The sequence below is a fragment of the Salegentibacter tibetensis genome, assembly GCF_020164485.1.
GTDB lineage: Bacteria > Bacteroidota > Bacteroidia > Flavobacteriales > Flavobacteriaceae > Salegentibacter > Salegentibacter tibetensis.
In genome coordinates this window covers 187,683-212,071 of record NZ_JAIQZA010000001.1, presented here as the reverse complement: position 1 = coordinate 212,071, position 24,389 = coordinate 187,683, and the positions used below count along the sequence as shown (strand labels likewise).

At 37.5% G+C, this 24,389-nt stretch carries 17 protein-coding genes; 11 read left to right on the top strand and 6 right to left on the bottom strand.

The genetic code is table 11. The annotated features are described in order from the left end of the window. Positions 1 to 7 precede the first annotated feature (7 nt). From LB467_RS00945 to LB467_RS00925, 5 genes are read right to left on the bottom strand one after another with little or no spacing between them, the layout of a single operon-like run. Positions 8 to 1,456: a sensor histidine kinase gene (locus LB467_RS00945; protein ID WP_224472156.1), complete on the bottom strand. Its 1,449-nt coding sequence runs from the start codon at positions 1,454 to 1,456 to the stop codon at positions 8 to 10. Positions 1,457 to 1,504: 48 nt separating this feature from the next. Then, the gene (locus LB467_RS00940; protein ID WP_224472155.1) at positions 1,505 to 2,074 is read right to left on the bottom strand and encodes a 5-formyltetrahydrofolate cyclo-ligase; all 570 of its coding nucleotides are present in this window, start codon (positions 2,072 to 2,074) and stop codon (positions 1,505 to 1,507) included. Further along, on the bottom strand, positions 2,067 to 3,047 hold the full coding sequence (locus LB467_RS00935) for a succinylglutamate desuccinylase/aspartoacylase family protein (protein WP_224472154.1): 981 nt from the start codon (positions 3,045 to 3,047) through the stop codon (positions 2,067 to 2,069). Before LB467_RS00935 ends, LB467_RS00940 begins: the two co-directional genes overlap by 8 nt. 3 nt (positions 3,048 to 3,050) lie before the next feature. After that, on the bottom strand, positions 3,051 to 3,923 hold the full coding sequence (rimK, locus tag LB467_RS00930) for a 30S ribosomal protein S6--L-glutamate ligase (protein ID WP_224472153.1): 873 nt from the start codon (positions 3,921 to 3,923) through the stop codon (positions 3,051 to 3,053). Continuing rightward, positions 3,920 to 4,345, bottom strand: a complete 426-nt coding sequence (locus LB467_RS00925; protein WP_224472175.1) for an ATP-dependent zinc protease family protein — start codon at positions 4,343 to 4,345, stop codon at positions 3,920 to 3,922. Before LB467_RS00925 ends, rimK begins: the two co-directional genes overlap by 4 nt. A gap of 178 nt (positions 4,346 to 4,523) precedes the next feature. On the opposite strand from LB467_RS00925, the gene uvrC reads away from it, so the two are divergent. The 10 genes from uvrC to LB467_RS00875 all read left to right on the top strand — a co-directional run bounded on the left by uvrC (position 4,524) and on the right by LB467_RS00875 (position 20,359). Then, positions 4,524 to 6,320, top strand: a complete 1,797-nt coding sequence (gene uvrC, locus LB467_RS00920) for an excinuclease ABC subunit UvrC (RefSeq protein ID WP_224472152.1) — start codon at positions 4,524 to 4,526, stop codon at positions 6,318 to 6,320. 60 nt (positions 6,321 to 6,380) lie between these two features. Continuing rightward, complete coding sequence (locus tag LB467_RS00915; RefSeq protein WP_224472151.1) at positions 6,381 to 8,609, top strand: patatin-like phospholipase family protein; 2,229 nt, start codon at positions 6,381 to 6,383, stop codon at positions 8,607 to 8,609. 191 nt (positions 8,610 to 8,800) lie between these two features. After that, positions 8,801 to 9,973, top strand: coding sequence for a homogentisate 1,2-dioxygenase (locus tag LB467_RS00910; RefSeq protein WP_224472150.1), 1,173 nt, complete (start codon positions 8,801 to 8,803; stop codon positions 9,971 to 9,973). Positions 9,974 to 10,017: 44 nt separating this feature from the next. After that, positions 10,018 to 11,160, top strand: a complete 1,143-nt coding sequence (hppD, locus tag LB467_RS00905; protein WP_224472149.1) for a 4-hydroxyphenylpyruvate dioxygenase — start codon at positions 10,018 to 10,020, stop codon at positions 11,158 to 11,160. A 299-nt stretch (positions 11,161 to 11,459) separates the two neighbouring features. Further along, entirely contained in the window at positions 11,460 to 12,239 is a 780-nt protein-coding gene (locus tag LB467_RS00900; protein WP_224472148.1) for a DUF3108 domain-containing protein, read from the top strand. Between the two features lie 5 nt (positions 12,240 to 12,244). Further along, positions 12,245 to 13,213 (top strand): tryptophan 2,3-dioxygenase family protein, encoded by a 969-nt coding sequence (locus LB467_RS00895; RefSeq protein WP_224472147.1) that lies wholly within the window; start codon positions 12,245 to 12,247, stop codon positions 13,211 to 13,213. A 4-nt stretch (positions 13,214 to 13,217) separates the two neighbouring features. After that, complete coding sequence (locus LB467_RS00890) at positions 13,218 to 14,456, top strand: M23 family metallopeptidase (RefSeq protein WP_224472146.1); 1,239 nt, start codon at positions 13,218 to 13,220, stop codon at positions 14,454 to 14,456. A 239-nt stretch (positions 14,457 to 14,695) separates the two neighbouring features. Continuing rightward, positions 14,696 to 16,327, top strand: a complete 1,632-nt coding sequence (gene pgi, locus LB467_RS00885) for a glucose-6-phosphate isomerase (RefSeq protein ID WP_224472145.1) — start codon at positions 14,696 to 14,698, stop codon at positions 16,325 to 16,327. Between the two features lie 190 nt (positions 16,328 to 16,517). Next, the gene (locus tag LB467_RS00880; protein WP_224472144.1) at positions 16,518 to 19,730 is read left to right on the top strand and encodes a TonB-dependent receptor; all 3,213 of its coding nucleotides are present in this window, start codon (positions 16,518 to 16,520) and stop codon (positions 19,728 to 19,730) included. Between the two features lie 191 nt (positions 19,731 to 19,921). Continuing rightward, positions 19,922 to 20,359, top strand: coding sequence for a hypothetical protein (locus tag LB467_RS00875; RefSeq protein WP_224472143.1), 438 nt, complete (start codon positions 19,922 to 19,924; stop codon positions 20,357 to 20,359). 30 nt (positions 20,360 to 20,389) lie between these two features. Here LB467_RS00875 and LB467_RS00870 read toward each other — a convergent pair whose 3' ends face one another. Continuing rightward, the gene (locus LB467_RS00870; RefSeq protein ID WP_224472142.1) at positions 20,390 to 21,475 is read right to left on the bottom strand and encodes an endonuclease/exonuclease/phosphatase family protein; all 1,086 of its coding nucleotides are present in this window, start codon (positions 21,473 to 21,475) and stop codon (positions 20,390 to 20,392) included. A gap of 99 nt (positions 21,476 to 21,574) precedes the next feature. On the opposite strand from LB467_RS00870, the gene LB467_RS00865 reads away from it, so the two are divergent. Continuing rightward, a complete protein-coding gene (locus tag LB467_RS00865; protein WP_224472141.1) occupies positions 21,575 to 24,388 on the top strand; it encodes a TonB-dependent receptor in 2,814 nt (937 codons plus the stop codon). Position 24,389 lies beyond the last annotated feature (1 nt).

The window sequence follows — 24,389 nt, the reverse complement described above, 5'->3', positions numbered from 1 at the left end:
TTAATTTTTAAAATTTAATCTTAAATGTAGTGCCTACATCTACAGTGCTGGTTACCGAGATTGAACCCCCAAGTGTTTCTACCTGGTTTTTAGTTATAAAAAGTCCAATTCCACGCGAATCCAGGTTCTTATGAAAGGTTTTATACATCCCAAACATCTTATCACCATATTGATCCAGGTCAATGCCTAAACCGTTGTCACTAACCTCCAAAAACGGAGTTTCGTTCTTGACATAAGTTTGAATATAAATAACCGGTTTTCTGCCCGGATGTTTATATTTTATAGCATTAGTGATTAAATTTAGCAAAATACTTTCAAGATACTCAGGGATATAGCTAATTTCTTTTAAGGCGTGAAATTCAGCTACGATTTTTGCATTTTCCCGATTTATTAAAGAAGAAGTTGAAGCCATTACCCCACTTAGTGCTTTCTCGAAGGAGACAATTCGCCGTTCTTTGCGCAAAATCGATTGTTTATTTACGATATTATTTAACTGGTTTATGGCCAGATCCAAATTTTCAGAAATATCTGCTACATTAGGAATTAACTCAATTTTATCGGTGTCTGTTTTGGCCTCTTTTAGCAATTCTACAATAAGGCAAAGATTACTGCTGTGGGAACGCAAATGATGAGATACAATATGCGCGAAATTAAATAAGCGGGAATTCTGCGTTGCAATAATATCTAATGAATTCTGCAGGTTCAGTTCGTTTACCTTTTGTTCGTTTATATCCTGAAAAACTCCGCGAATCCCGATTATATCCTGATCTTCGTTATAAACCGGTTTTCCGGTTGCACGCACCCAGAAATCTTTGTTATAAAGATTTCTCATTTTTAATTCTATCTTAAACGGAATACCATATTTTTCACATTTTTCAAATGCCGACATTACTACAGGATGTTCTTCAGGCGCGTAAAATCGGAAATGTTCCTCGTACGGGGGTTGGTAATCCAGCGGGCAGTCAGTTATCTTTTTGGTTACATTATCCCAGTAAATATTTTTGTTCAGGGTGTCAATATACCAACCGCCCGTATTAGTCATTTGAGCCGTTTCCCGGTAATAAAAGAAGTTTTCTTCAATGGTGTACTGGTCTCGTTTGCTTTGATGAATATTAACGAATAGCAGCACCGCCGTTTCCTTATTATTTTCTTTATTTTTTAGATTTCTACATTCAAACCAGCGGTATTTTCCATTGCTGAGTTTCAGTTTAAGTTCTATGCTAAAGGCTTCATTTTCTTCGGTTAGTTTATCGAAATAAAGCCTGAAATCGTAACGATAATCCTGGTGCAGAATTTCCTTTAAAAAATATTCAAAATGGGATTCAGAAAACTCGGGTTTACCAATGAGGGTGTCAAAATGTTCTGACCAGCTCACCTCTTTATTTAGAAGATTGATCTTCCAGTAAGCGATATCAAAATCTTCAAGAATGCTGTTTAATTGAAGGTCGTTTAGCATTAAGGGGGTGAAAGTTTTGTTAAAAATAACGGAATACTTCCTAAATCCCTAATTTTTAAAGCTATATATTTTGCCGGGTGTTACGCAATAATCCAACGGAATGTCACTGCTGAATACTTCTTTAAAAGCAGGTTCAGCCCTAAAAAAGGAAAGTCCAATTTTTATAACCCCTGGTTTGCATTCACTTAAAAAAGTATCGTAAAAACCTTTGCCATAACCAATGCGATGCCCTTCCTCGTCAAAAGCCAGTAAGGGAACAAAAACTACATCTATTTGTTGAGGGGGAATGGGAATGCCACCTTCAGGTTCCGGAATATTCCAACGATTTTTTCTTATTACGCTGGTATCGGTAAGTAAAAAATGCTCTAATTTATGCTCTGTAATATTGGTTTTAGAAAGGACGACGTTTTTGTCTTTTCCCTGGAGAATATGCAGAATGTTTTCGGTGTCCACTTCTTTTTGCTGGGCGATACTTAGAAAAAGATGATAAAATTCTTTTTTCCAAACCGGCAATTGCAGCAATTGGTTTGCAATTTCCAGACTGAGTTCTTCTATTTTATCCTCAGAAAGTTTTAAGCGTAAAGCTTTGTATTTTTTTCGTAATTCGGCCTTACTCATCTTTTGGTGGTGCTGAAATATGAAAAATTGCGTCGCCCTGGTAAACAATAGGGGATTCATTTATATTGATTACATACCCGGTGTTTACAGCCTTAATTTTATGCCTGAATTTACCATAAGGATCGGTAATAGTACCAATGTATTCCCCTTTTTCAACATGTTTTCCACAGGGAATTTTCATGTGCAAAAGGCCGCTGTACTTTGCGCGCATCCAGTTGGTATTTTCAATTATCACTGTTTCGGTAATTGCATCGGGATAATCAAATTTGGGATGAAGCATTTCCAAAAAACTTAAAATTCTCATAGCGCCTTCAACCCCGTGTTTGGCTACATCGCGATTGCTATCCATAGATTTTCCGCCTTCGAAAAGCAAGACCGGAATTCCTTTTTTAGCACAGGTCTCGCGATAAGATTTGGTGATTGTTTTGGAGTAAATGGTGAATGGTGCACCAAAAATTCGTGCGTATTTAAGGCTTTGTTCATCGCCGCGTTTTACCCGTATTTGGGGCGCGTTAAATCTACTGGCACCACCGGTATGAAAATCCAAACAAAAATTAGCCAGAGGTAATATATTCTTTACGAACTGAAATGCGAATCGGCTGGCCAGGGAACCGTGTTTTGTTCCGGGAAACATTCGGTTTAGGTCACGGCCATCGGGGAATTCCCGGCGTAAATTCAGAAAGCCGAAAATATTAACCACGGGAACACAAATAATGGTCCCTTTCTGCGGTCTGTTGATGCCCTTAGAGATAATTTGCCGAACGATTTCTACCCCGTTTATTTCATCGCCGTGAATACCTGCGGTAATTAAAACTACCGGGCCGGGTTTCTTAGAACGCTCAATAATTACCGGTACCTCTACTGAAGTAGTGGTGTAGAGTTTAGCCATATTGAAATTAATCGTGGCGCTTTTTCCCGGCTTTACCTGTTCGCCAAGTATTTCCAGAACATTGTCACTGGTTATTTTTGCCATAGGCTAAACGTTCCTTTCAATATATCTTATTATGGTTTTGGCGATATCTTTACCGGTGGCTTTTTCAATGCCTTCCAATCCGGGAGATGAATTAACTTCCAGGATTAGTGGCCCACGAGCACTTTGTAGCATATCTACCCCCGCAACCCCAAGTCCCATTGCTTTGGTAGCTTTTACTGCGGCAATTTCTTCTTCATCGGTGAGTTCTACTACTTCAGCACTACCGCCACGGTGAAGGTTGGATCTAAATTCACCTTCTTTCCCCTGTCTTTTCATCGCGCCAACCACATGACCATCTACTACGAAAGCCCTAATGTCTCCACCTTTGGCTTCCTTAATAAATTCCTGAACAATCACACGAGCCTGTAGGCCATTAAAAGCTTCAATAACAGATTCTGCAGCATTTTTGGTTTCGGCTAAAACAACACCAACACCCTGGGTTCCTTCCAGTAATTTTATAACTAAAGGCGTACCTCCAACCTGTTTAATAACTCCGGAAACATCCCTGGAATAATTGGTGAAAACAGTTTTTGGTAATCCAATTTTTGCCCGGGAAAGTACCTGTAAACTTCTAAGTTTATCACGGCTTCTAACCAGAGATTCCGATTCTGTGGTGGTAAATGCACCCATCATTTCAAACTGTCGCACCACTGCGGTACCATAAAAAGTAACCGAAGCCCCAATTCTTGGTATCACGGCATCTACACCTTCAATATAACCGCCTTTATAATAAATATTGGGTTTACGTTTCTCAATTACGATGTCACATTTTAGAGGGTCAACAACTTCTACTTCGTGTTTGCGTTTGGTAGCGGCCTCTACAAGGCGTTTTGTAGAATAAAGATGGCTATTACGCGAAAGGATTTTTATTTTCATTTTTGTTTAATATTGTAAGAAACGTCAGTTAATTCGGTGTCCACGATAAATTTTTTAGTAAGGAATTTTCGGCCAATTAGTACCGGAAACCTCATTTCCTGTCGGGACGACAAAGAAAGCGAAATTTTATAGACCTTATTAAAAATTTTAATGGTAGATATTACCTGATATCTTTTTTGAATTATTCCGTTACTGCTACGCACAAAAACGATATCATAATCTGTAAAAGTAAATTTTTTTCCGTTGTATAAAGGATGCTCTTCGTCAAGGAAGGTACATTCCAGAACTCCATCTTTTTCAACTATATTTTCACAGTGAATAGATGAAGTATAAGCGCCGGTATCAATTTTAATAGCGATATCGTTTAAATGCAATGCAGGAAAATCTGCTTTGTCAAAACGCCCAATTACTGTTTTCTTCATAAGCGCAAGGTAGTAAAATACACAACTAATCTTTTTATAGAAATTATAAAATTTAAAGCGCTTAAGCCCACTACTAAGGTAGTTAACCCGAATTTTGGAGCTCATTTAATACAAATTTAACATCTACAAGGCCCCGCAATTTTTATAGCTACGCATAATAAATTCTACCTTTGGGGAGATGGAAACGCCAGCTTTAGAAGTACAATTACAAACCCTGCCCAATAGTCCCGGAGTCTACCAGTATTATGATAAGAACGGAAAGATCCTCTATGTAGGGAAAGCCAAAAACCTTAAAAAAAGGGTTACTTCCTATTTTACCAAGCGTCACGATAGTCACAGGATTGGTGTGATGGTAAAAAAAATCAAAGAGATAAAGCATATTGTGGTGGCTTCAGAAACCGATGCTTTACTTTTAGAGAATAATCTTATCAAAAAGCATCAGCCGCGTTTTAATGTAATGCTGAAAGACGATAAGACCTATCCCTGGATTTGTATTAAGAATGAACGTTTCCCGAGGGTTTTTCCTACCCGAAAATTAATAAAAGATGGCAGCGAATATTACGGACCTTTTACCAGTTTTAAAACCGTAAATACCTTACTGGAGCTTATTAAAGGACTTTATAAACTTAGAACCTGCAATTATGATCTTTCCGAAGAAAAAATAAGACAGGGAAAATATAAAGTTTGTCTGGAATATCATTTAGGAAATTGCAAAGGCCCTTGTGAAGCAAAACAGGATGAAGCAGAATACAACAGCAATATCGAAGCGATTCGGCAAATTGTGAAAGGGAATTTTAAAGATTCCCTGCAGCAATTTAGAGAGCAAATGAAAGAACATGCCGAAAAAATGGAGTTCGAAGATGCCCAGCGTATTAAAAATAAAATAGATGTTCTTGAGAATTACCAGTCTAAATCTACGGTGGTTAATCCAAAAATCACCAATGTTGATGTATTTTCTATAGTTTCAGATGAAGGTTATGGTTATGTGAATTTTCTTCAGCTTTCTCACGGAGCCATTATAAGGTCGCATACTATAGAGATGAAGAAAAAGCTGGAGGAAACCGATGACGAGCTTTTGGAACTGGCAATTACCGAAATACGGCAGCGTTTCAGTTCTAATTCAAAAGAAATTTATGTGCCTTTTAAAATTGATGCCGGCGAAGAGGTGAAAGTAACTATTCCGAAGCTGGGCGATAAAAAGAAGATTGTAGATCTATCGCTTCGAAATGCGAAATATTTCCGACAGGAGCGTTTTAAACAAATGAAGATTGTAGATCCAGACAGGCATGTGAAGCGAATCATGGCACAAATGAAGGAAGACCTTCGGCTAAACGTAGAGCCGCGGCATATAGAATGTTTTGATAATTCCAATATCCAGGGAACAAATCCTGTGGCGGCTTGTGTTGTTTTCAAAAACGGGAAACCAAGCAAAAAGGATTATCGTAAATTTAATATCAAAACCGTGGAAGGGCCAGATGATTTCGCATCCATGGAAGAGGTAGTTTTTAGACGCTACAAACGTTTGCTGAATGAAGGAGAGGATTTACCTCAGCTTATTATCGTAGATGGCGGAAAGGGGCAGCTTTCTTCGGGAGTGAAGGCGCTGGAAATCTTAGGTTTACGTGGGAAAATAGCCATTATTGGTATTGCAAAGCGACTGGAAGAAATTTACTATCCGGGAGATACTATTCCGCTTTATTTAGATAAAAAGTCTGAATCATTAAAAATTATTCAGCAGCTTCGAAATGAAGCGCATAGGTTCGGAATTACTTTTCATCGTAACAAAAGAAGTAAAACCGCGTTAAATACCGAGCTGGAAGAAATTGCGGGTATTGGTGAAAAAACCGTGGTAGAATTATTAAAACAATTTCGCTCGGTAAAACGTATAAAAGAAGCATCAGAATTAGAGCTCGCTGAGGTTATTGGGGTTTCCAAAGCTGGGATAATTTACAATCATTATCAATCAAAAAAATAAAACCAGCATGATAGTGGGAAGCCTGTGATATATTCACCAAATGGGATTAAAATTATAAAAATGAAAAAACTATTGCTTTTAATTTTTCTGCTTTTGACCCTTCCTGGTATTTCCCAGCAGCAGGAAGATTTAAAAGTGGGTCTTGTTCTAAGTGGAGGTGGTGCAAAAGGGCTTGCACATATTGGTGCTCTTAAAGTAATTGAAGATGCGGGAATTAGAATAGATTATATTGGGGGGAGTAGTATGGGGGCAATAATTGGGGGTTTGTATGCTTCTGGTTACACAGCACACCAGTTAGATTCAATTTTTCACGAGACCAATTTCAATATATTAATTCAGGATAATATTCCGCGTAGTGCAAAATCTTTTTATGAAAAAGAAGATTCAGAAAAATATGCGCTTAGTTTGCCTTTTGATAATTTTAAAATTGGTTTTCCTTCTGGGCTTTCCCGGGGCCAGAATATTTACAATCTAATTTCCCAACTTACTATGCATTTGGGAAATGTGGATGATTTTAGCGAATTGCCTATTCCGTTTTTCTGTATAGCGGCCGATGTGGAAACTGGGGAAGAAGTGATCCTGGATGAAGGTTCCCTGGCGCAGGCGGTTTCTGCGAGTGGGGCAATTCCTTCACTTTTTAGTCCGGTAAGTCTCAACGGAAGATTGCTTACCGATGGCGGGGTTGCGAATAATTATCCGGTAGAGGAACTCAGAAAAAGAGGGGCTGAGGTAATTATAGGTGTAGATGTTCAGGATAGCCTGGTAAATAGGGAAGAATTGCGAAATGTATTTGATATTCTTACCCAAATTAGCAATTTCCGCACAATAAGTGAAATGAAGGAAAAAATTCCTAAGACGGATATTTATATTAAGCCAGATATTAGTCCGTTTTCGGTTTTATCTTTTGAAAAAGGTAAGGCCATTATAGACTCGGGAAGGGTAGCTTCGCTCAAAAGGAGAGAAGAACTTGAAAAGCTTGCTGAAAGACAAAGTGCCGAACGGCAGGAAGTTGTGATGTTTAAGATTGATACTCTTCAAATAAGCACGCTAACGCTGGAAGGTAATAATACCTATCCGCGGTCCTATATAATGGGGAAATTAAGACTCAATTATTTTACGCATTTTACATTTGAAGATCTTAATAGAGGTATTAATAACCTTTCTGCAACAGGTAATTTCAATAAAGTTAATTATCGATTAATTCCAAATAATGACGATGGTCTTTATACCCTGGCCATGAAAATGGAAGAGAGCGAAAATAAAAGCCTATTACGCTTGGGCTTGCATTATGATGAACTTTATAAAATAGGGGCCTTAATTAACTATACTCGAAATAGCCTGCTGTTTTCTAACGATGTTGCTTCTCTGGATGTAGTGGTTGGGGAACAATTTCGGTATAATTTTGATTATTATATCGATAAAGGTTTTTACTGGAGTATTGGTTTTAAATCCCGCTATAATAATTTTGATCATACGGTTTCTTTCGATTTTGCCCGCGAAAATGCAGAGTTGGAAGATATTGGGGTGAACAGGATAGATATAGATTACCGGGATTTTACCAATCAGTTTTATGCAGAGACTCTATTTCAACAGGTTTTCTCTTTCGGCCTGGGAGCCGAGCATAAATATTTAAGGATTGCTTCGGAAACTTTAAATAATCCAAATCCTGAGTTTGATGATAACACACTTTTTGAAAACAGCCATTACTATAGTGCTTTCGGTTATTTAAAATACGACTCTTACGATAATAAATACTTTCCCTCCCGGGGAGTTTATTTTGATGGAGATTTTCATGTTTATCTGTTTTCCTCAGATTTTAATAATGATTTTGCTGAATTTTCCATTGCAAAAGGTACTCTGGGCTATGCGTTTTCTCCTATCAATAAATTTTCTGCCCGAATTGTATCGGAAGCAGGGTTTAAAATAGGAAGCGACGGAGTAAATACCCTCGATTTCTTCCTGGGAGGATATGGAAATAACCTAATCAATAATTTTGTTCCATTTTATGGTTATGATTTTATAAGCCTTTCGGGAGATAGTTATATTAAAGGTCTTGTGGAGTTGGATTATGAGATCTTTAGAAAACACCATTTGATTGCGAGTGCCAACATTGCTAATGTGGGGAATAAGTTATATTCCTCTGGAGACTGGTTTACGATGCCAGATTTTACAGGCTACGCTCTGGGGTACGGGGTTGATACTTTTATAGGTCCTTTGGAGGTGAAATACACCTATTCTCCTGAAATTAAAGCCAGTCAGTGGTTCTTTAGCCTTGGATTTTGGTTTTAAGTGTTTTTCTACTTCCTGCCTGATAAAATGCTACAAGGTTCTTGATTCATTGCTTCCGGTTTTTAGAGATGTTTTAAGAATGTTTCTTTAAAAATTCCCGATATTTGTTTTAAGGTAAAATAACACCGGAAAAAATAACAAATTCTCAATAATCTTTTGGAAATTGAGGTTTTAATTAAAAATATCAGATTATGCCTTTTTATCATAAACTCGGTAAGATTCCTCATAAACGTCACACGGTTTTCAAAAAACCGGATGGCAGTCTTTATTACGAACAACTTTTTGGTACTATTGGTTTTGACGGGATGTCTTCTAATCTTTATCACGAACATCGCCCAACCCAGGTAAAAGAGGTAAAAGGGAGTTATAGTGTAAAACCGAAAATCGCTGCTGAAAACAATATAAAATCCTATCGTTTTAAAGGATTTCAGGTAAAACCGAATCCAGATTATCTTGAAAGCAGAAAAGTAGTTTTGACTAATTCTGATGTTGATATCACGCTGGCTTCCCCGCAAGCATCTACCGATGATTATTTTTATAAAAATGCAGATTCAGATGAATTGCTTTTTATTCATAAAGGAAGTGGAAAATTGAGAACACACCTTGGAAACCTGGATTTTAAATACGGCGATTATTTATTGATTCCGCGAGGAACTATTTATAAAATTGATTTTGATGATGAAAACAATCGTCTGTTTATTGTAGAATCAAGGAGACCAATTTACACACCTAAACGCTACAGAAACTGGTTTGGGCAATTGCTGGAACACTCCCCGTTTTGTGAGCGTGATCTAAGACAGCCACACGAATTGGAAACCATCGATGAAAAAGGTGATTTCCTGATTAAGATAAAAAAACAAGGCGAAATCTTTGATATGGTTTACGCAACACATCCTTTTGATGTGGTAGGTTACGATGGGTATAATTATCCGTATGCTTTTTCCATTCATGATTTTGAGCCTATTACCGGTAGAATTCACCAACCACCACCGGTACACCAGACTTTTGAAACCGATGCTTTTGTGGTTTGCAGTTTTTGTCCGCGTAAATACGATTACCATCCAGAAAGTATCCCCGCGCCATATAGCCATAGCAATATAGATAGTGATGAGGTGCTGTATTACGTAGACGGTGATTTTATGAGCAGGAACGATATTGAAGCCGGCCATATCTCGCTACATCCGGCGGGAATTCCGCACGGGCCACACCCGGGAGCTGTAGAGCGCAGTATAGGCCAGGTAGAAACCGAGGAACTAGCGGTGATGGTAGATACTTTTAAGCCATTAATGCTCACAGAAGATGCGATGGAAATTGCCGATGAAACCTACCACAAATCCTGGTTGGAAGAAAATCATAATAAATAATAGAAATATCAAATAGCTAAAAAGTAGCATTAAAAAATATTAAAATGAGTACTGATAATACATCACTTAAATTAGAAAAGGTAATGCAGGACGCCGAAGATTTTCTTCCAATCCTGGGCACCGATTTTGTTGAACTTTATGTAGGTAATGCCAAGCAGGCAGCTTATTACTATCAGCACGCCTGGGGTTTTCAGCCGGTTGCTTATTCTGGTTTGGAAACAGGCAGAAAGGATAGTGTTTCTTATGTGTTGCAACAAGGCAAGATTAGAATTGTGCTTACTTCCCCGCTTCAGCCGGAAGGCGATATTAATGCTCACATTAATAAACATGGTGATGGGGTGAAAATGGTAGCACTTTGGGTAGACGATGCCAGGAAGAGTTACGAAGAAACTACTAAAAGAGGTGCGAAATCTTATGTAGCGCCTTACGAGATGGAAGACGAACACGGGAAAGCCGTGATTTCTGGAATTCATACTTATGGAGAAACCATTCACTTATTTGTAGAGCGAAAGGATTACGAAGGGCCATTCCTTCCTGGTTATAAAACTTATGCAACTAAAGTGCAGGCTGAGGATACAGGTCTAAAATACATAGACCACATGGTAGGTAATGTAGGTTGGAACGAGATGAATAAATGGGTAGACTTTTACGCTAAAGTAATGGGCTTTGCGCAAATGGCATCTTTTGACGATAAAGATATTTCCACAGATTATACTGCCTTAATGAGTAAGGTGATGAGTAATGGGAATGGAAGAATTAAATTCCCGATAAACGAACCTGCAAAAGGAAAGAAGAAATCCCAGATTGAAGAATATATAGAATTTTACAACGGGGCGGGCGTACAACATATCGCACTGGCAACTGATAATATACTGGAAACCGTAACTCAACTCAGAGATCGCGGGGTTGAATTTTTATATGTTCCCGAGACATATTATGATACTTTGTTAGATAGGGTAGGGGAAATAGATGAAGATCTTGAGCCTTTAAGAGAGCTTGGAATATTGGTAGATCGTGACGATGAAGGCTATTTATTGCAGATCTTTACCAAGCCGGTTTTAGACCGTCCGACTATGTTTTTTGAGATCATCCAGAGAAAAGGAGCGAAATCTTTTGGAAAAGGAAACTTTAAAGCCCTGTTTGAGGCTATTGAGAGAGAGCAGGATTTACGAGGAACTTTGCAATAAACTTTAAATGCTTAGATTAACTAAAGTTTAAAGTTAAAAAAATGTATTACTGAAAATTATTGTGTTAAACTTAATTTTCGTGTTGTTATAACTCTATTAAATGCAGACTTTTGCGCTCGCATTTTTGGAGTGGTTACCAATAATGTAATTAATTTTTTCATAATTTAAGTTTTAGTTGGTTAATAAGACAAAAACCCCGTCATTAATTTGATGGGGTTTTTTCTTTTAATACATTTGGAATAGAAATTGTAAATATCCTTTTCCCAATCAATCTGTAAATCAGTATTTAAAAATTTGGTATGAAAAAAAGCATATTTACAATATTCATCTTTCTTCTAGCGGGATTCACGTTTCAGGCCCAATCCCAAAAAGCATTTAATGCCGGCGAATGGTTCAAATTTCGCATACATTACGGTCCTTTCAATGCCAGTTATGCTACTTTAGAAGTAGACGAAACAAGTTTAAATGGAACTCCTGTTTATCATATTGAAGGTATTGGAAAATCTACCGGCTTACTACATTGGTTTTTTAAGGTAGACGATAATTACCAAACCTATATCGATAAGCAAGATGGGAAGCCTTATAAATTTATTAGAAATATAAATGAAGGGGGCTATACTAAAGATCTTGAGATAGAGTTTAATCATAGCGATAACAAGGCCCACGTTTTTGATAAAAAACACAACGAAAATCATATCTACCCCACCAAGCCAAATGTGCACGACATGTTGTCGGCATTTTATTATATTCGCAACAATATTAAAAGCGATAATCTTCGTCCCGGAGATGAGATGCGTCTCAATCTATTTATAGATGATGAGAACATGGATTTCAAATTGAAATTTCTCGGCCGGGAAGTGATAAAAACCAAATTTGGTAAAGTTGCCACATTGAAATTCAGGCCCTACGTTATGGCTGGAAGGGTTTTTAAGGAAAAGGAGAGCCTAACTTTTTGGGTGAGTGACGACAAAAATAAAGTACCAATTAAGATCGAAGCGAATTTGGCGGTTGGTTCCCTAGATGCCGATTTAGATGATTATAAAGGTTTGAAACATCCATTTAAAATAATTATGGACTAATATACATGGAAATAAAACCGGAAATTGCAGAACGTATTTTTGCATTAGAGGAAAAGTTTAAAAATTCAGGTCAGGATCTGGCTTCCTATTTAGACGGACTTTTACATGACAGATACCTTACCTATTGGGATTATTTGAGTATTGATACGCTTTTAAGTCTACAAAAAACCCTAACGCATTTTCCAGACGAAAAAATCTTTATTTCTTACCACCAAATTACTGAGCTTTACTTTAAACTCATTATTCATGAGCAGCAACAAATTATTGAAGCTAAAGCTCCTGATGCAAATTTTCTTATTGAAAAATACAATCGGTTAAACCGTTATTTTAGGATTCTTACCGATTCTTTTGATGTAATGATCAAGGGGATGGAAAGAGAGCAATTTCTTAAATTTCGAATGTCTTTATTGCCGGCCAGCGGGTTTCAATCGGCACAGTTCAGGATGATAGAGATTTATGCGACTCCTTTAGAAAACCTGGTATCCTATAAAATAAGAGATCAATTTTCAGAAGAGAATAGCCTGGAAGATTTGTACGAAAATATTTACTGGAAGAAAGGCGGAATAGATCTTAAAACAGGGGAGAAAACCTTAACGCTAAGGCAGTTTGAAAGGCGCTATACTCCGCGTTTTTTAAGAATAGCTTCAGAATATAAGGGAAAAACCCTTTTTCATAAATATCTCGAACTTCCAGATTTGGTTAAAAATAATAAGTTATTAAAAGAAGCATTGCGTAATTTTGACGCCAATGTAAATCTAAACTGGTCCCTAATGCATATGGGTGCGGCTTATAGATATTTAAATAAGGATAAAGAAACCATTGAGGCTACAGGTGGAACAAACTGGAAGGAGTTTTTGCCGCCAGGATTTCAGAAAAACAGTTTTTTTCCTTATTTATGGACTGAAGAAGAATTAGATAATTGGGGCAAAGAATGGGTAGAGCATATGTTTAATATACACAAAGAAAATTGCTGAAAAATTGAAAAAATTAAGTATCCTACTGGTATTGATGTTGGCTTTTGCGGCCTGTGAAAATGATGTTAAAGAAACCGCGCTTAATGAGGAAAAGGTAGAAAAAAAAGCACCTAAGCCTGTTAAGAAAGAGTTTGGTTTTATTCTGGATGATTATGAAGTGGTAGACGCTACAATAGAATCTGGAGATAGTTTTGGTTACATTCTGGATCAGCACGGCGTAGATCGAGGTAAGATCTACCAGATTTCAGAAAAAGTAAAAGACACTTTTAACCCCGCGAGGATAACAGCGGGTAGAAAATACATGATCCTTAAAGAAAAGGATTCAGCGAATACCCCGCAGTATTTTATCTATCAAAATGATAGAATAAACTACACAATTGTGGGAATTGGTGATAGTATTAGCGCTACCAGGAAAAAGAAGCCGGTAAGTGTTAAAAGAAGGGAAGTTTCGGGGGTGGTTAGTTCTTCGCTTTCAGCAGCTGTGGCAGAGCAAGGTTTAAGCAATCTATTAGTCTATGAGCTTTCTGATATTTATCAATGGAGTATAGATTTCTTTAAACTTCAGAAGGGAGATCAGTTCAAAATGATCTATTCTGAAAAATATATAGATGATACTATCTTTGCCGGAATCGAAAACGTTGAAGCTGCGGTTTTTAAGCACGGAGACAGACCTTATTACGCTTTTGAATACTTAACCGATTCAATAACCGGGCAACCCAGTTTTTATGATGAAGAGGCTAAAGCCTTACAGAGTTTCTTTTTAAAAGCACCGTTAAACTATAGCCGGATATCATCCAGATATACAAAAAGAAGATTTCATCCGGTTCAAAAACGCTGGAAAGCCCACTTGGGAACTGATTATGCAGCGTCTCACGGAACACCGATTGTAAGTACTGCCGATGGGACGGTAATCGCTGCAAGTTACACTTCCGGAAACGGGAATTATGTAAAAGTGAGACATAATGATAAGTACACGACCCAGTATTTACATATGAGCAAACGAAACGTGCGTAACGGGCAGCGGGTAAAACAAGGTGATGTAATTGGTTATGTAGGAAGCACCGGTCTTGCTACAGGGCCACACGTTTGCTATCGCTTCTGGGTTCATGGGAAGCAGGTAGATCCTTATCGCCAGAATTTGCCAACGGCAAAGCACATAGAACCAGAACATAAGGAGCAATATTTTGCAGCGATAGAAGATTTAAAGATTTCCCTGGATGAAATTCCATATAAGGAAATATAAAAAATAGATGAAGCTGTCTAAAAAAATTTTTAAATCGTCATTCTGAATTCATTTCAGAATCTAAGATTTTGATAATCAAACATATTAGAAGCTGAAACAAGTTCAGCTTGACCAAATTAGACTTTTTAGACCGCCTCGTTAAAATATTCTGACATTTATGTCGGAATATTTTAAATTTCCGCTTACTAAAAAAAATAATTATAAAGTTTAGGCTAAGGCCGAGAAAAAGAAATAATTGAATGAAAAATATTAATCCAACCCAAACATCAGCCTGGAAAAAATTAGAAAAGCATTTTAACCAAGTGCAGCAATTGCAGCTTAAAGAGCTATTCGAAAAAGATCCTGAAAGGGCTTCGGCATTTACTATTGCCTGGGAGGATTTTTACCTTGATTTCAGCAAAAACCGAATTACTACTGAAACCCGCGATTTGCTTTTGGAGTTAGCGGAAGAATGCGATTTAAAATCGGCGATAAACTCTTATTTTAAAGGCGATGCGATTAACCAAACGGAAAATCGTGCAGTGCTGCACACCGCCCTTAGGGCTCCGGCTAATGCGGAAATAAATTATGAGGGCGAAAATGTTATCCCTGAAGTTCAGGAAGTGAAAGAAAAAATTAAAAAGTTTTCTGAAAAGATAATTAGTGGTGAGAAAAAAGGCTATACCGGTAAAGCTTTTACCGATGTTGTAAATATCGGTATTGGAGGTTCAGACCTGGGACCGGTAATGGTAACCGAGTCGCTTCAGTATTATCAAAATCATTTAAAAGTTCATTATGTTTCTAATGTAGACGGTGATCACGTTCATGAAATTTTAAAAAACCTGAACCCTGAAACTACTTTATTCCTTGTGGTTTCAAAAACCTTTACTACTCAGGAAACCCTTTCTAATGCTACAACTATAAGAAACTGGTTTAGAAAAACAGCTCCTCAGGAAGCAGTTTCCGACCATTTTGTGGCGGTTTCCAGCAACTTAAAAAATGTTGAAGAATTTGGGGTTGCCATAGAAAATGTGTTCCCAATGTGGGATTGGGTTGGCGGCCGTTTTTCACTATGGAGTGCCGTAGGGCTTTCTATAAGTCTGGCGGTTGGTTATAATAACTTTGAAGCTTTATTAAATGGTGCCCATAAAATGGACGAACATTTTAAAACTTCAGATTTCAAAGAAAATATACCGGTGCAATTAGCATTACTAAGTATCTGGTATAATAATTTTTATAAAGCCGAAAGTGAAGCTGTTATTCCTTATACACAATACTTGCATAGGCTCCCTGCGTATTTGCAACAGGCAATTATGGAGAGCAATGGGAAAAGCGTAGACCGAAATGGGAAAAAAGTAGATTACCAAACCGGCACCCTAATTTGGGGAGAACCGGGTACCAATTCCCAGCACGCGTTCTTTCAATTAATTCATCAGGGAACAAAATTAATCCCTGCAGATTTCATAGGCTTTAAAGAGTCTTTGCACCAGGATGAAGACCATCATAATAAATTGATGGCTAACTTCTTTGCGCAAACCGAAGCTTTGCTTCAGGGTAAATCTAAAGCTGAGGTTCGAAAAGAACTTGAAGGTAAGGGATTATCTAAGGATGAGGTTGAAAAATTATTGCCTTTCAAAGTATTTGAAGGAAATAAACCTACAAATACTCTACTTGTAAATAAACTTAATCCCGAAAGTTTAGGAAAGCTTATTGCGATGTACGAACATAAGATCTTTGTGCAAGGCGTTATTTGGAATATTTTTAGCTACGATCAATGGGGTGTAGAATTAGGAAAGCAGCTTGCTAGCAAAATCCTTGCTGAAATCGAAAATAAAGCGGTAGATAATCACGACTCTTCTACTAAAAACCTACTGGAGTTCTTTTTAAAATAATAATCATTCTTTCTTTAACACTTGTTTTGATTCTGTAGTCTCCAAAAAATCAATTAGTTGGAAGTTTTTTTTAGTTTACTGTAGATTTGACGTTAAAGTTAAATTTCTTAACATTCCGGTAAACTTCGGAAAGTAGTATTTACCTTCATTTGCATCGAAAATTAAACTCAAAACAAACAAATTAAAAGAAATGAGGAAATTACTAGCATTAGCGTTGTTTTTAACATCAGCTACAATTTTTGCCCAGGGTGTGACAACTTCTTCCATTAACGGTAGAGTTTTAGACAATAATGGTGATCCATTACCGGGCGCCAATGTCATTGCAGTTCACGAGCCATCAGGTACTCAGTACGGAGCAATGACCGATTTTGAAGGTTATTATCGTATATCAAATATGCGAGTTGGAGGCCCTTATACTGTTACGATTACATTTGTTGGATTTGAAAATTACCGATCGGAAAATATAAACTTACAATTGGGTGATTCAAAAAGAATAAATGCTACCTTAAGTGAGACTTCCAATGAGTTGGAGCAAGTAGTAATTACCGCCACTCAAAATGGAGTTTTCGATTCGGGAAAAACTGGAGCTGAGACTAAAGTAACCCAAAGACAGGTAAATACCTTACCTTCTATCTCCAGAAACATCGCAGACTTTGCCAGGTTAACCCCGCAAGCTCAGGTTAGTGGTGATGATGTTATTTCTATAAGTGGACAAAACAACCGGTATAATGCAATTTTTATTGATGGTGCTGTTAATAACGATGTATTTGGATTAGCTGGTAGTGGAACTAATGGCGGCCAAACAGGCGTTAGCCCGATTTCGCTAGATGCAATTGAATCTTTTCAAATTAACGTTGCTCCTTTTGATGTAAAACAATCTGGTTTTGCAGGAGGTAGTATTAATGCGATTACCAAATCTGGTACTAATAATTTTGAAGGTTCGGTTTATAGTTTCTTAAGAAATGAAAAACTAGCAGGCAAAACGCCGGTTGGTTTAATAGGTGATGATGGAGAAAGAGAGCGATTAGATGAATTTACTGCATTAACTACAGGTGTAAGATTGGGTGGGCCAGTTATTGAAGATAAACTTTTCTTTTTCGTAAACTACGAAAGACAGGATAATGAGACCCCGCAACCTTTTGATTTTGCCAATTATAGAGGGAATTCTTCACTTGAAGACATAGAAGGATTGTCAAGTTTTTTGGTAAATGAATATGGTTATGAACCAGGTGCTTTTTTAAATACTGCATCTTCTCTGGTTAGTGATAAATTAATTGGAAAAATTGACTGGAACATTAATGATAATAATAAATTATCTCTTAAACATAGTTATGTTAAAGCAGTTCAATTACAGGCTAGAGGTTCTAATGCCGGAAACATCAACTTCTTTAATGGAGGTGTGAATTTTGAATCTATCACGAATTCTACAGCATTGGAATTAAGCTCCCAAATAGGCAATAATATGGCCAATAACTTTGTTTTTGGGTGGACAACTGTAAATGACAATAGAGATCCTGAAGGAGGTAGATTTCCAAGAGTTGAAATTGTTGACGGACAGGGGGATATAAATTTCGGATCTGAACCATTCTCTACTGCCAATAGATTAGATCAAAGCAATTTAACTTTGACGAATAACTTTGATATCTACTCGGGTAAGCACAATATAACTATTGGTACCAACAATGAATTTTCCTCTTCAAGAAATGTTTTCTTCAGACAAAATTTTGGAGATTACAGGTTTAGTAATTTAAATGACTTTTTACAAGGTAACAGAGCAAATCGTTATCGTCACGGATATTCTTTAATTGGTGGTTCGGGTGATGATTCAGAAGGTGCTGCAGAATTTGATATTTTCCAATTTGGATTATATGCTCAGGATGTTTATAATGCAACCGAAAATTTGAAATTAACATTGGGAGTCAGAATTGACGTACCTTTTTGGGGTGATGGTCTTGTAAATGAAGATTTTAACAATAGAACTATTCCACTTCTTGAAGCTCAAGGTCAGGATTTAAGAGGAGCAAGAGTAGGAGAAGGTATTGATTCTAACATCCACTTCGCCCCTCGATTCGGGTTTAACTGGGATGTTAATGGAGACCGTACAACTCAGGTGCGTGGTGGTACTGGAGTCTTTACTTCCAGATTACCATTAGTATGGCCCGGTGGAGCGTATAATAATAATGGATTAACTGCAGGCTATGTATTTAGAACTGGCGATGGTGTCCCAGAGTTTGAGCCTAATCCGGATAATCAGTTACAAGATCCGCCTCAGGGTTCCGGCTTAACAGGAGGTGAAATAAATCTATTTGCTAAAGATTTTAAGTTGCCACAGGTTTGGAAAACCAATATCGCGGTAGATCAAAGGTTACCAGGCAACTGGACAATTTCTGCAGATTTTATTTACAACGATGATCTTAACGCCGTTGCTTACGAGAATATAAATCTTGAAGGACCTGAATTTACCACTACGGGGTCAGGCTCACGTTTCCATTATTCCGGCGATAGAATTGATGACACTTATGACGCCGTTTATATGGGTTACAATGTAAAAGAAGGTAATTCATATAATATTGTAGGTACATTGGCCAAAAACTTTTATAGTTCATTTATAGATGTTACTGCGCAGGCTTCCTATTCTTATGGAGAATCGACGGTGTTATTTGATGCTACTTCTTCACAAAACAGTTCACAGTGGAGATTTCAGGAATCTATTAATGGTTCAAACAATCTTACTCTATCCAGATCTGATTTTTCACCGGGACATCGTATAATTGCTAATTCTACAATAGAATTTAAATGGACGAAAAATCTTAATACACGTATAGGTTTATTTTATGAAGGTAGACAAGGAGATCCATTTACTTATTCTGTATTTGGTGACGATTTACTAAATGATACAGGTAACAACACTGGAGCACTGCCTTTTATTCCTGAAAATGAAGCTCAAGCTCATTTAGTGGATATTACAGACAGAGATGGCAATGTTACAACTACTGCTGCACAACAATGGGCAATGATGGATGCTTTTATTGAAGGTAATGACTATTTAAGTACCAGGAGAGGACAATTTGCTGAAAGAAACGGTGATAGAACAGCCTGGTCTCATATTATAGACCTTAAATTCGCCCAGGAATTTGCTATTAAAATCAAAGAAACAAATCATAAATTTGAGTTTACTGCTGATATCTTCAACTTCACGAATTTCTTGAATAAAGAATGGGGTGTAAGAAACTTTACTGGAAGACAGAGATTTACAAATTTTGAAGGGTTCGCGGAAGACGGAACCACTCCACAATTCACGTTTGATTCTGATACAGGTAGCACCATAAACCAGATTGATGATGCAGGTTTGCAATCTTCAAGATGGCAAATGCAGGTTGGTTTACGATATTCTTTTAACTAAGTTAAAGTATTAAATTGTTTAAAAACCACCCCAAATCGGGGTGGTTTTTTGTTTCTGTAAAAACCCACACCTGGTTCAACAAATAAAATCTAATGGAAGTAGATGGAGTCGAATTTCAACTCTAAAAACAACCTGTAACGAAGAGCTTAATTTTTTATAGAAAATCCTATCTTTACTAAAAATCTACTTCTATGTATGCAACTGTACAATTTATACACTCTTATTGGGCTTATTTAGTACTTATCGTTTTGTTTGTAGCTGCCATTAACGCAATTATTGGTTATGCTTCTAATAAAGAATATGCGGCGACAAACTTCAGGATCGCTCTTTTTACACTTATAACTTCTCATATTCAGCTTTTAATAGGGATCGTTCTATACTTTGTATCTCCATATTTTTCTGTCCTTCTTGAAGAAGGAATGGGTACAGTAATGCCAGATCCAACCCTTAGGCTTTACATTGTAGAACATCCTTTAATGATGATTATCGCGGTTGCTCTAATAACAATTGGATATTCAAAACATAAAAGTAAACTTACTTCAAAACCAAAATTTAAAATCCTTGCTATATTTTATACCCTTGGTTTATTGATTATGTTATCCCGTATTCCCTGGAATGCCTGGTTTTAGAAGAAATGATTTCAGGAATCTTGTGATTTATTATTGCCCATTAGGGGAGTTGGAGGGGGACTCTTTAATCAGGTAGATATAAACCGGAAAATGATCGCTGTAGCCACCCTGGTAGCCACTATAACCATAACTTCGGAAAGGATAACCTTTATATTGCCCGTTTTCGGTGATTAGGTATTTCTTATTAAAAATCCCTGCTTTATAAAACTGAAATCTGGAATAATCTTTCCCGGTTAAACCTCCCGAGACAAGGATCTGGTCAAATAAATTCCACCCATCACGGTATGCCAGAGTACCCATACCTTTTTTCAACATATTTTCCATAGGATTATATAATTGATGCATACTTAGACCTTCTTGATTTGCTTCTGTATTAAGGATTTCTTTGAAACTTTTATTGGTAGGATCATCGTTAAAATCACCCATACTTACAACTCGCGCTAAAGGCGCCCGCTTAAATATTGAATCCAGGATAATTTTATTTAGTGCCGCGGCCTTTTCCCTTTTGTAACTGCTTGCTGCTTCCCCACCACTTCTTGATGGCCAGTGATTCACTATAAAATGCATTTTCTCTCCATCAATTTCTCCACTAACCACCAGTTGATCTCGTGTATAAACCCGCTTATCTGGTTTTTTACTATCATAGATCAACAACTCGTGAGAAACCGAATTATCTACTCTAAAAATTTCTTTTCTATATAAAAGCGCCACGTCAATCCCGCGCCGGTCAGGTGAGTCATAATGCACAATCCCATAATCGTATTGCTTCAGCCTGGGTTCGTTGATTAAATCCTCCAGTACCTGCCGGTTTTCTACTTCGCATACGCCTACAATTGTTGGAGGTTGTTGGGTAACTTCAAAGCCTATTTCAGCAATAACCCCTGCAAGTTTTTGCAATTTATCACGGTATTTTTCTTCTGTCCAAACATCGTCCCCTTCAGGCGTGCGATCGTCATCAAAAGTGAAGGGATTATTTTCTGTATCAAACAAGTTCTCGACATTATAAAACCCAATGCTTATTATTTTATAATCCTTTTTTGTCTGTGAGAAAAGACTTTCAGCAGTAAACAAAAATAAAAGACAAACGCTAAAAAGGGGAAAAACACGGGTAATCATAACCTTACAAATTATTTAAAATATTCACATAAAATACTGATTTTTTGCTTGTTATGTGTAATTTATCTAAACTTATATTGAATATGCAATTAAAAATCAATGAAATATTCCTTCCTTATTTTACTTTTTGAGCTGGGATTCTCAGCTTCTTTTGCGCAGGAAATTTCCCTGGAAGGAAAATTGGTAGATGCACAAACCTATAAAGAGTTGTCCGGTGCGAAACTTCATATAGAGAAAACTATCTTTGAAACGTTTTCTGATGAAAACGGAACATTTTCTTTTACTTTAGAAAACCTTCCTCTCGGAGAACAGGTTTTGAATATAGTTCTTCCTGATTATAATGATCTTCGAATCCCAATTGTTATTGAAGCCGGAACCAGCAAAGATCTGGGCCTTATTTTGATGCAACCTGTTCTTGTAGAGTATGCCAATCAAATTAGCACGATTAGCCTCTCTGATGCTGAGCTGGATGAAGATGAAGCACATATAGATAATCTGTCAGGACTTTTGCAGGCATCGCGGGATGTTTTTCTTAATGCAGCTGCTTTTGATTTTAGCCAGACATTCTTTCGTCCCCGCGGTCTGGATAGCGAGCACGGTAAAGTCCTGATTAACGGCGTGGGAATGAATAAAATCTATACCGGCCGGCCACAGTGGAGCAATTGGGGCGGCTTAAACGATATGCAGCGCAACCAGGTTTTTTCTATGGGCCAAAGCCCTTCAGAGGTTAGTTTTGGTGGGTTGGCGGGAACGACAAATATTATAATGCGGGCTTCAAAATATGCTAAAGGCGGCAAAGCTTCCATCGCTGCGGCAAATCGCAGTTATAATGGCCGGGTAATGGCGAGTTATGGCTCCGGGGAATTAAAAAATGGCTGGGCTTATGCCATTTCTGCTTCGCGAAGGTTTGCCAAAGAAGCTTATGTTGAGGGCACTTTGTATGATGCAAATGCATTTTCTCTTTCTGTTGAAAAGACTTTTAATAAAAACCACAGCTTAAATTTCACGGGATTTTATACGCCTAATATTCGCGGAAAATCATCACCCAATACTGCGGAAGTCTTTGAGTTAAAGGGAAGAAAATACAATGCTTACTGGGGTTATCAGGATGGGGAGATCAGGAATTCCCGAGTAAGGGAGATAAAAGAACCGGTATTGATGCTAAACCATTTTTGGGAATTTTCAGAGAAAATAAGTATCAGTAATAATTTTGCTTTTCAGTTTGGGAAAATGGGAAATTCCAGGATAGATTTTGGGGGTACCCGAATGGCCGAAATTAATGGACAGAATAGTTATGTGGGTGGTGGTACCAATCCAGATCCTACCTATTATCAAAAGCTTCCCAGCTATTACCTACGCTTTAGCGATAATCCTAATTATGAAGCTGCATACCTAGCGCAGCAGGATTTCAAAGAAAATGGGCAGTTAAATTGGGAGCAGTTATATAGTGCTAATAATGCAGCCGGCTATACGGTTTATGCTTTAGCAGAAGACCGCAGCGACGATCTTAAATTTGATTTAAATTCTATCGTTTCAGCTAAAATTAATGATAATATTAGCCTGGATGGAAAGCTGGCTTTTTCCTACTTGAATTCCCATAATTTTGCTTCTATTAAAGATATGCTGGGAGGAGAAACTTTCCTTGATATCGATTTTTTTGCAGAAGGTGATGAGGAAACTTCTCTGGAGCAAAGGGCGCAAAGCGATCTTCAAAATCCAAATAGGAGTGTTTTAGAAAACACTCCTTACAAATATAATTTTAGGTTGTATGCCAATACCACCAAAGCTTTTGGCCAGCTAAACTTTGATTACGACAGGCTTGATTTTTATGCCGGGATAACCGCTTCCCAAACCGCATATCAGCGGGAAGGTTTATTCCAAAACGGAAATTTTCCCGATAATTCCCTGGGGAATAGCGAGCAACTAAATTTCACCGATTTTGGAGGGAAAATTGGAGCAAATTATAAATTTACGGCAAAACATTTATTTGGTTTTAACGTGGCCTGGTTTACCAAACCTCCAAACTTGCGCAACTCCTTCTCTAACTCACGCCAGAATAACGAGGTGGTAATTGGGCTTACGAGTGAACAATTACAGAATATGGATTTTAGTTACAGGTATAGATCAACCAATATCAAAGCAAGGCTTTCTGCCTATTATACTCAAATTAAAGACGCTACTGAAATTTCCTTTTATTACGCCGACGGACTTTCTGGATTGGGGAGAAACAGCACTACGGCATTTGTGCAAGAGGTTTTAAGCGGAATTGATAAACAACATCTGGGCCTGGAATTGGGGATCGAGGCGCAATTAACTTCAGCTATCAAATTAAAGGCCGCAGCAGCAATGGGACAATTCACCTACAACAATAACCCTGAACTCTATTTAACTTCAGACGATTTCAATGATATTTTAGATTATGGAACTTCGTATTTAAAAAATTACAGGATTGCCGGGGGTCCGCAAAGGGCTGCCCAAATAGGCTTTGAATATCGGGATCCAGGTTACTGGTGGTTTGGGACTACGATAAATTTCTTTTCTCATGCGTTTTTAGATATAAGTCCGTTAACCAGGACCTCAAATTTCCTCAATGATACCGATGGCTTACCTATTCTGAATTACGATGAAAATATTGCCTCCAATCTTCTTAAACAAGAGCAGTTTGGTAATTATATGCTCGTAAATGCCATAGGCGGAAAGTCCTGGTTAATAAAAGGTAAGTTTATCGGTTTTTTTGTAAGCCTCAACAATATTTTTGATAAGCTCTATAAAACCGGTGGTTTTGAACAGTCCCGAAACGCAAATTACCGCACCCTAAAACAAGATCGGGAGAGGGAAAACCCCATTTTTGGACCCAAATACTGGTATGGCACCGGTGCTTCCTATTTTGCTATGCTCTACGTGCGATTTTAAG

What these genes read in the sequence shown, in the direction of transcription:
- LB467_RS00875 (WP_224472143.1), top strand. Translation starts at nt 19,922, where the DNA reads ATGTATGCAACTGTACAATTTATACACTCTTATTGGGCTTATTTAGTA.
- LB467_RS00870 (WP_224472142.1), bottom strand. Translation starts at nt 21,475, where the DNA reads ATGATTACCCGTGTTTTTCCCCTTTTTAGCGTTTGTCTTTTATTTTTG.
- LB467_RS00910 (WP_224472150.1), top strand. Translation starts at nt 8,801, where the DNA reads ATGCCTTTTTATCATAAACTCGGTAAGATTCCTCATAAACGTCACACG.
- LB467_RS00865 (WP_224472141.1), top strand. Translation starts at nt 21,575, where the DNA reads ATGAAATATTCCTTCCTTATTTTACTTTTTGAGCTGGGATTCTCAGCT.
- LB467_RS00900 (WP_224472148.1), top strand. Translation starts at nt 11,460, where the DNA reads ATGAAAAAAAGCATATTTACAATATTCATCTTTCTTCTAGCGGGATTC.
- LB467_RS00895 (WP_224472147.1), top strand. Translation starts at nt 12,245, where the DNA reads ATGGAAATAAAACCGGAAATTGCAGAACGTATTTTTGCATTAGAGGAA.
- LB467_RS00915 (WP_224472151.1), top strand. Translation starts at nt 6,381, where the DNA reads ATGAAAAAACTATTGCTTTTAATTTTTCTGCTTTTGACCCTTCCTGGT.
- rimK (WP_224472153.1), bottom strand. Translation starts at nt 3,923, where the DNA reads ATGAAAATAAAAATCCTTTCGCGTAATAGCCATCTTTATTCTACAAAA.
- LB467_RS00935 (WP_224472154.1), bottom strand. Translation starts at nt 3,047, where the DNA reads ATGGCAAAAATAACCAGTGACAATGTTCTGGAAATACTTGGCGAACAG.
- LB467_RS00945 (WP_224472156.1), bottom strand. Translation starts at nt 1,456, where the DNA reads ATGCTAAACGACCTTCAATTAAACAGCATTCTTGAAGATTTTGATATC.
- pgi (WP_224472145.1), top strand. Translation starts at nt 14,696, where the DNA reads ATGAAAAATATTAATCCAACCCAAACATCAGCCTGGAAAAAATTAGAA.
- LB467_RS00925 (WP_224472175.1), bottom strand. Translation starts at nt 4,345, where the DNA reads ATGAAGAAAACAGTAATTGGGCGTTTTGACAAAGCAGATTTTCCTGCA.
- hppD (WP_224472149.1), top strand. Translation starts at nt 10,018, where the DNA reads ATGAGTACTGATAATACATCACTTAAATTAGAAAAGGTAATGCAGGAC.
- LB467_RS00940 (WP_224472155.1), bottom strand. Translation starts at nt 2,074, where the DNA reads ATGAGTAAGGCCGAATTACGAAAAAAATACAAAGCTTTACGCTTAAAA.
- LB467_RS00880 (WP_224472144.1), top strand. Translation starts at nt 16,518, where the DNA reads ATGAGGAAATTACTAGCATTAGCGTTGTTTTTAACATCAGCTACAATT.
- uvrC (WP_224472152.1), top strand. Translation starts at nt 4,524, where the DNA reads ATGGAAACGCCAGCTTTAGAAGTACAATTACAAACCCTGCCCAATAGT.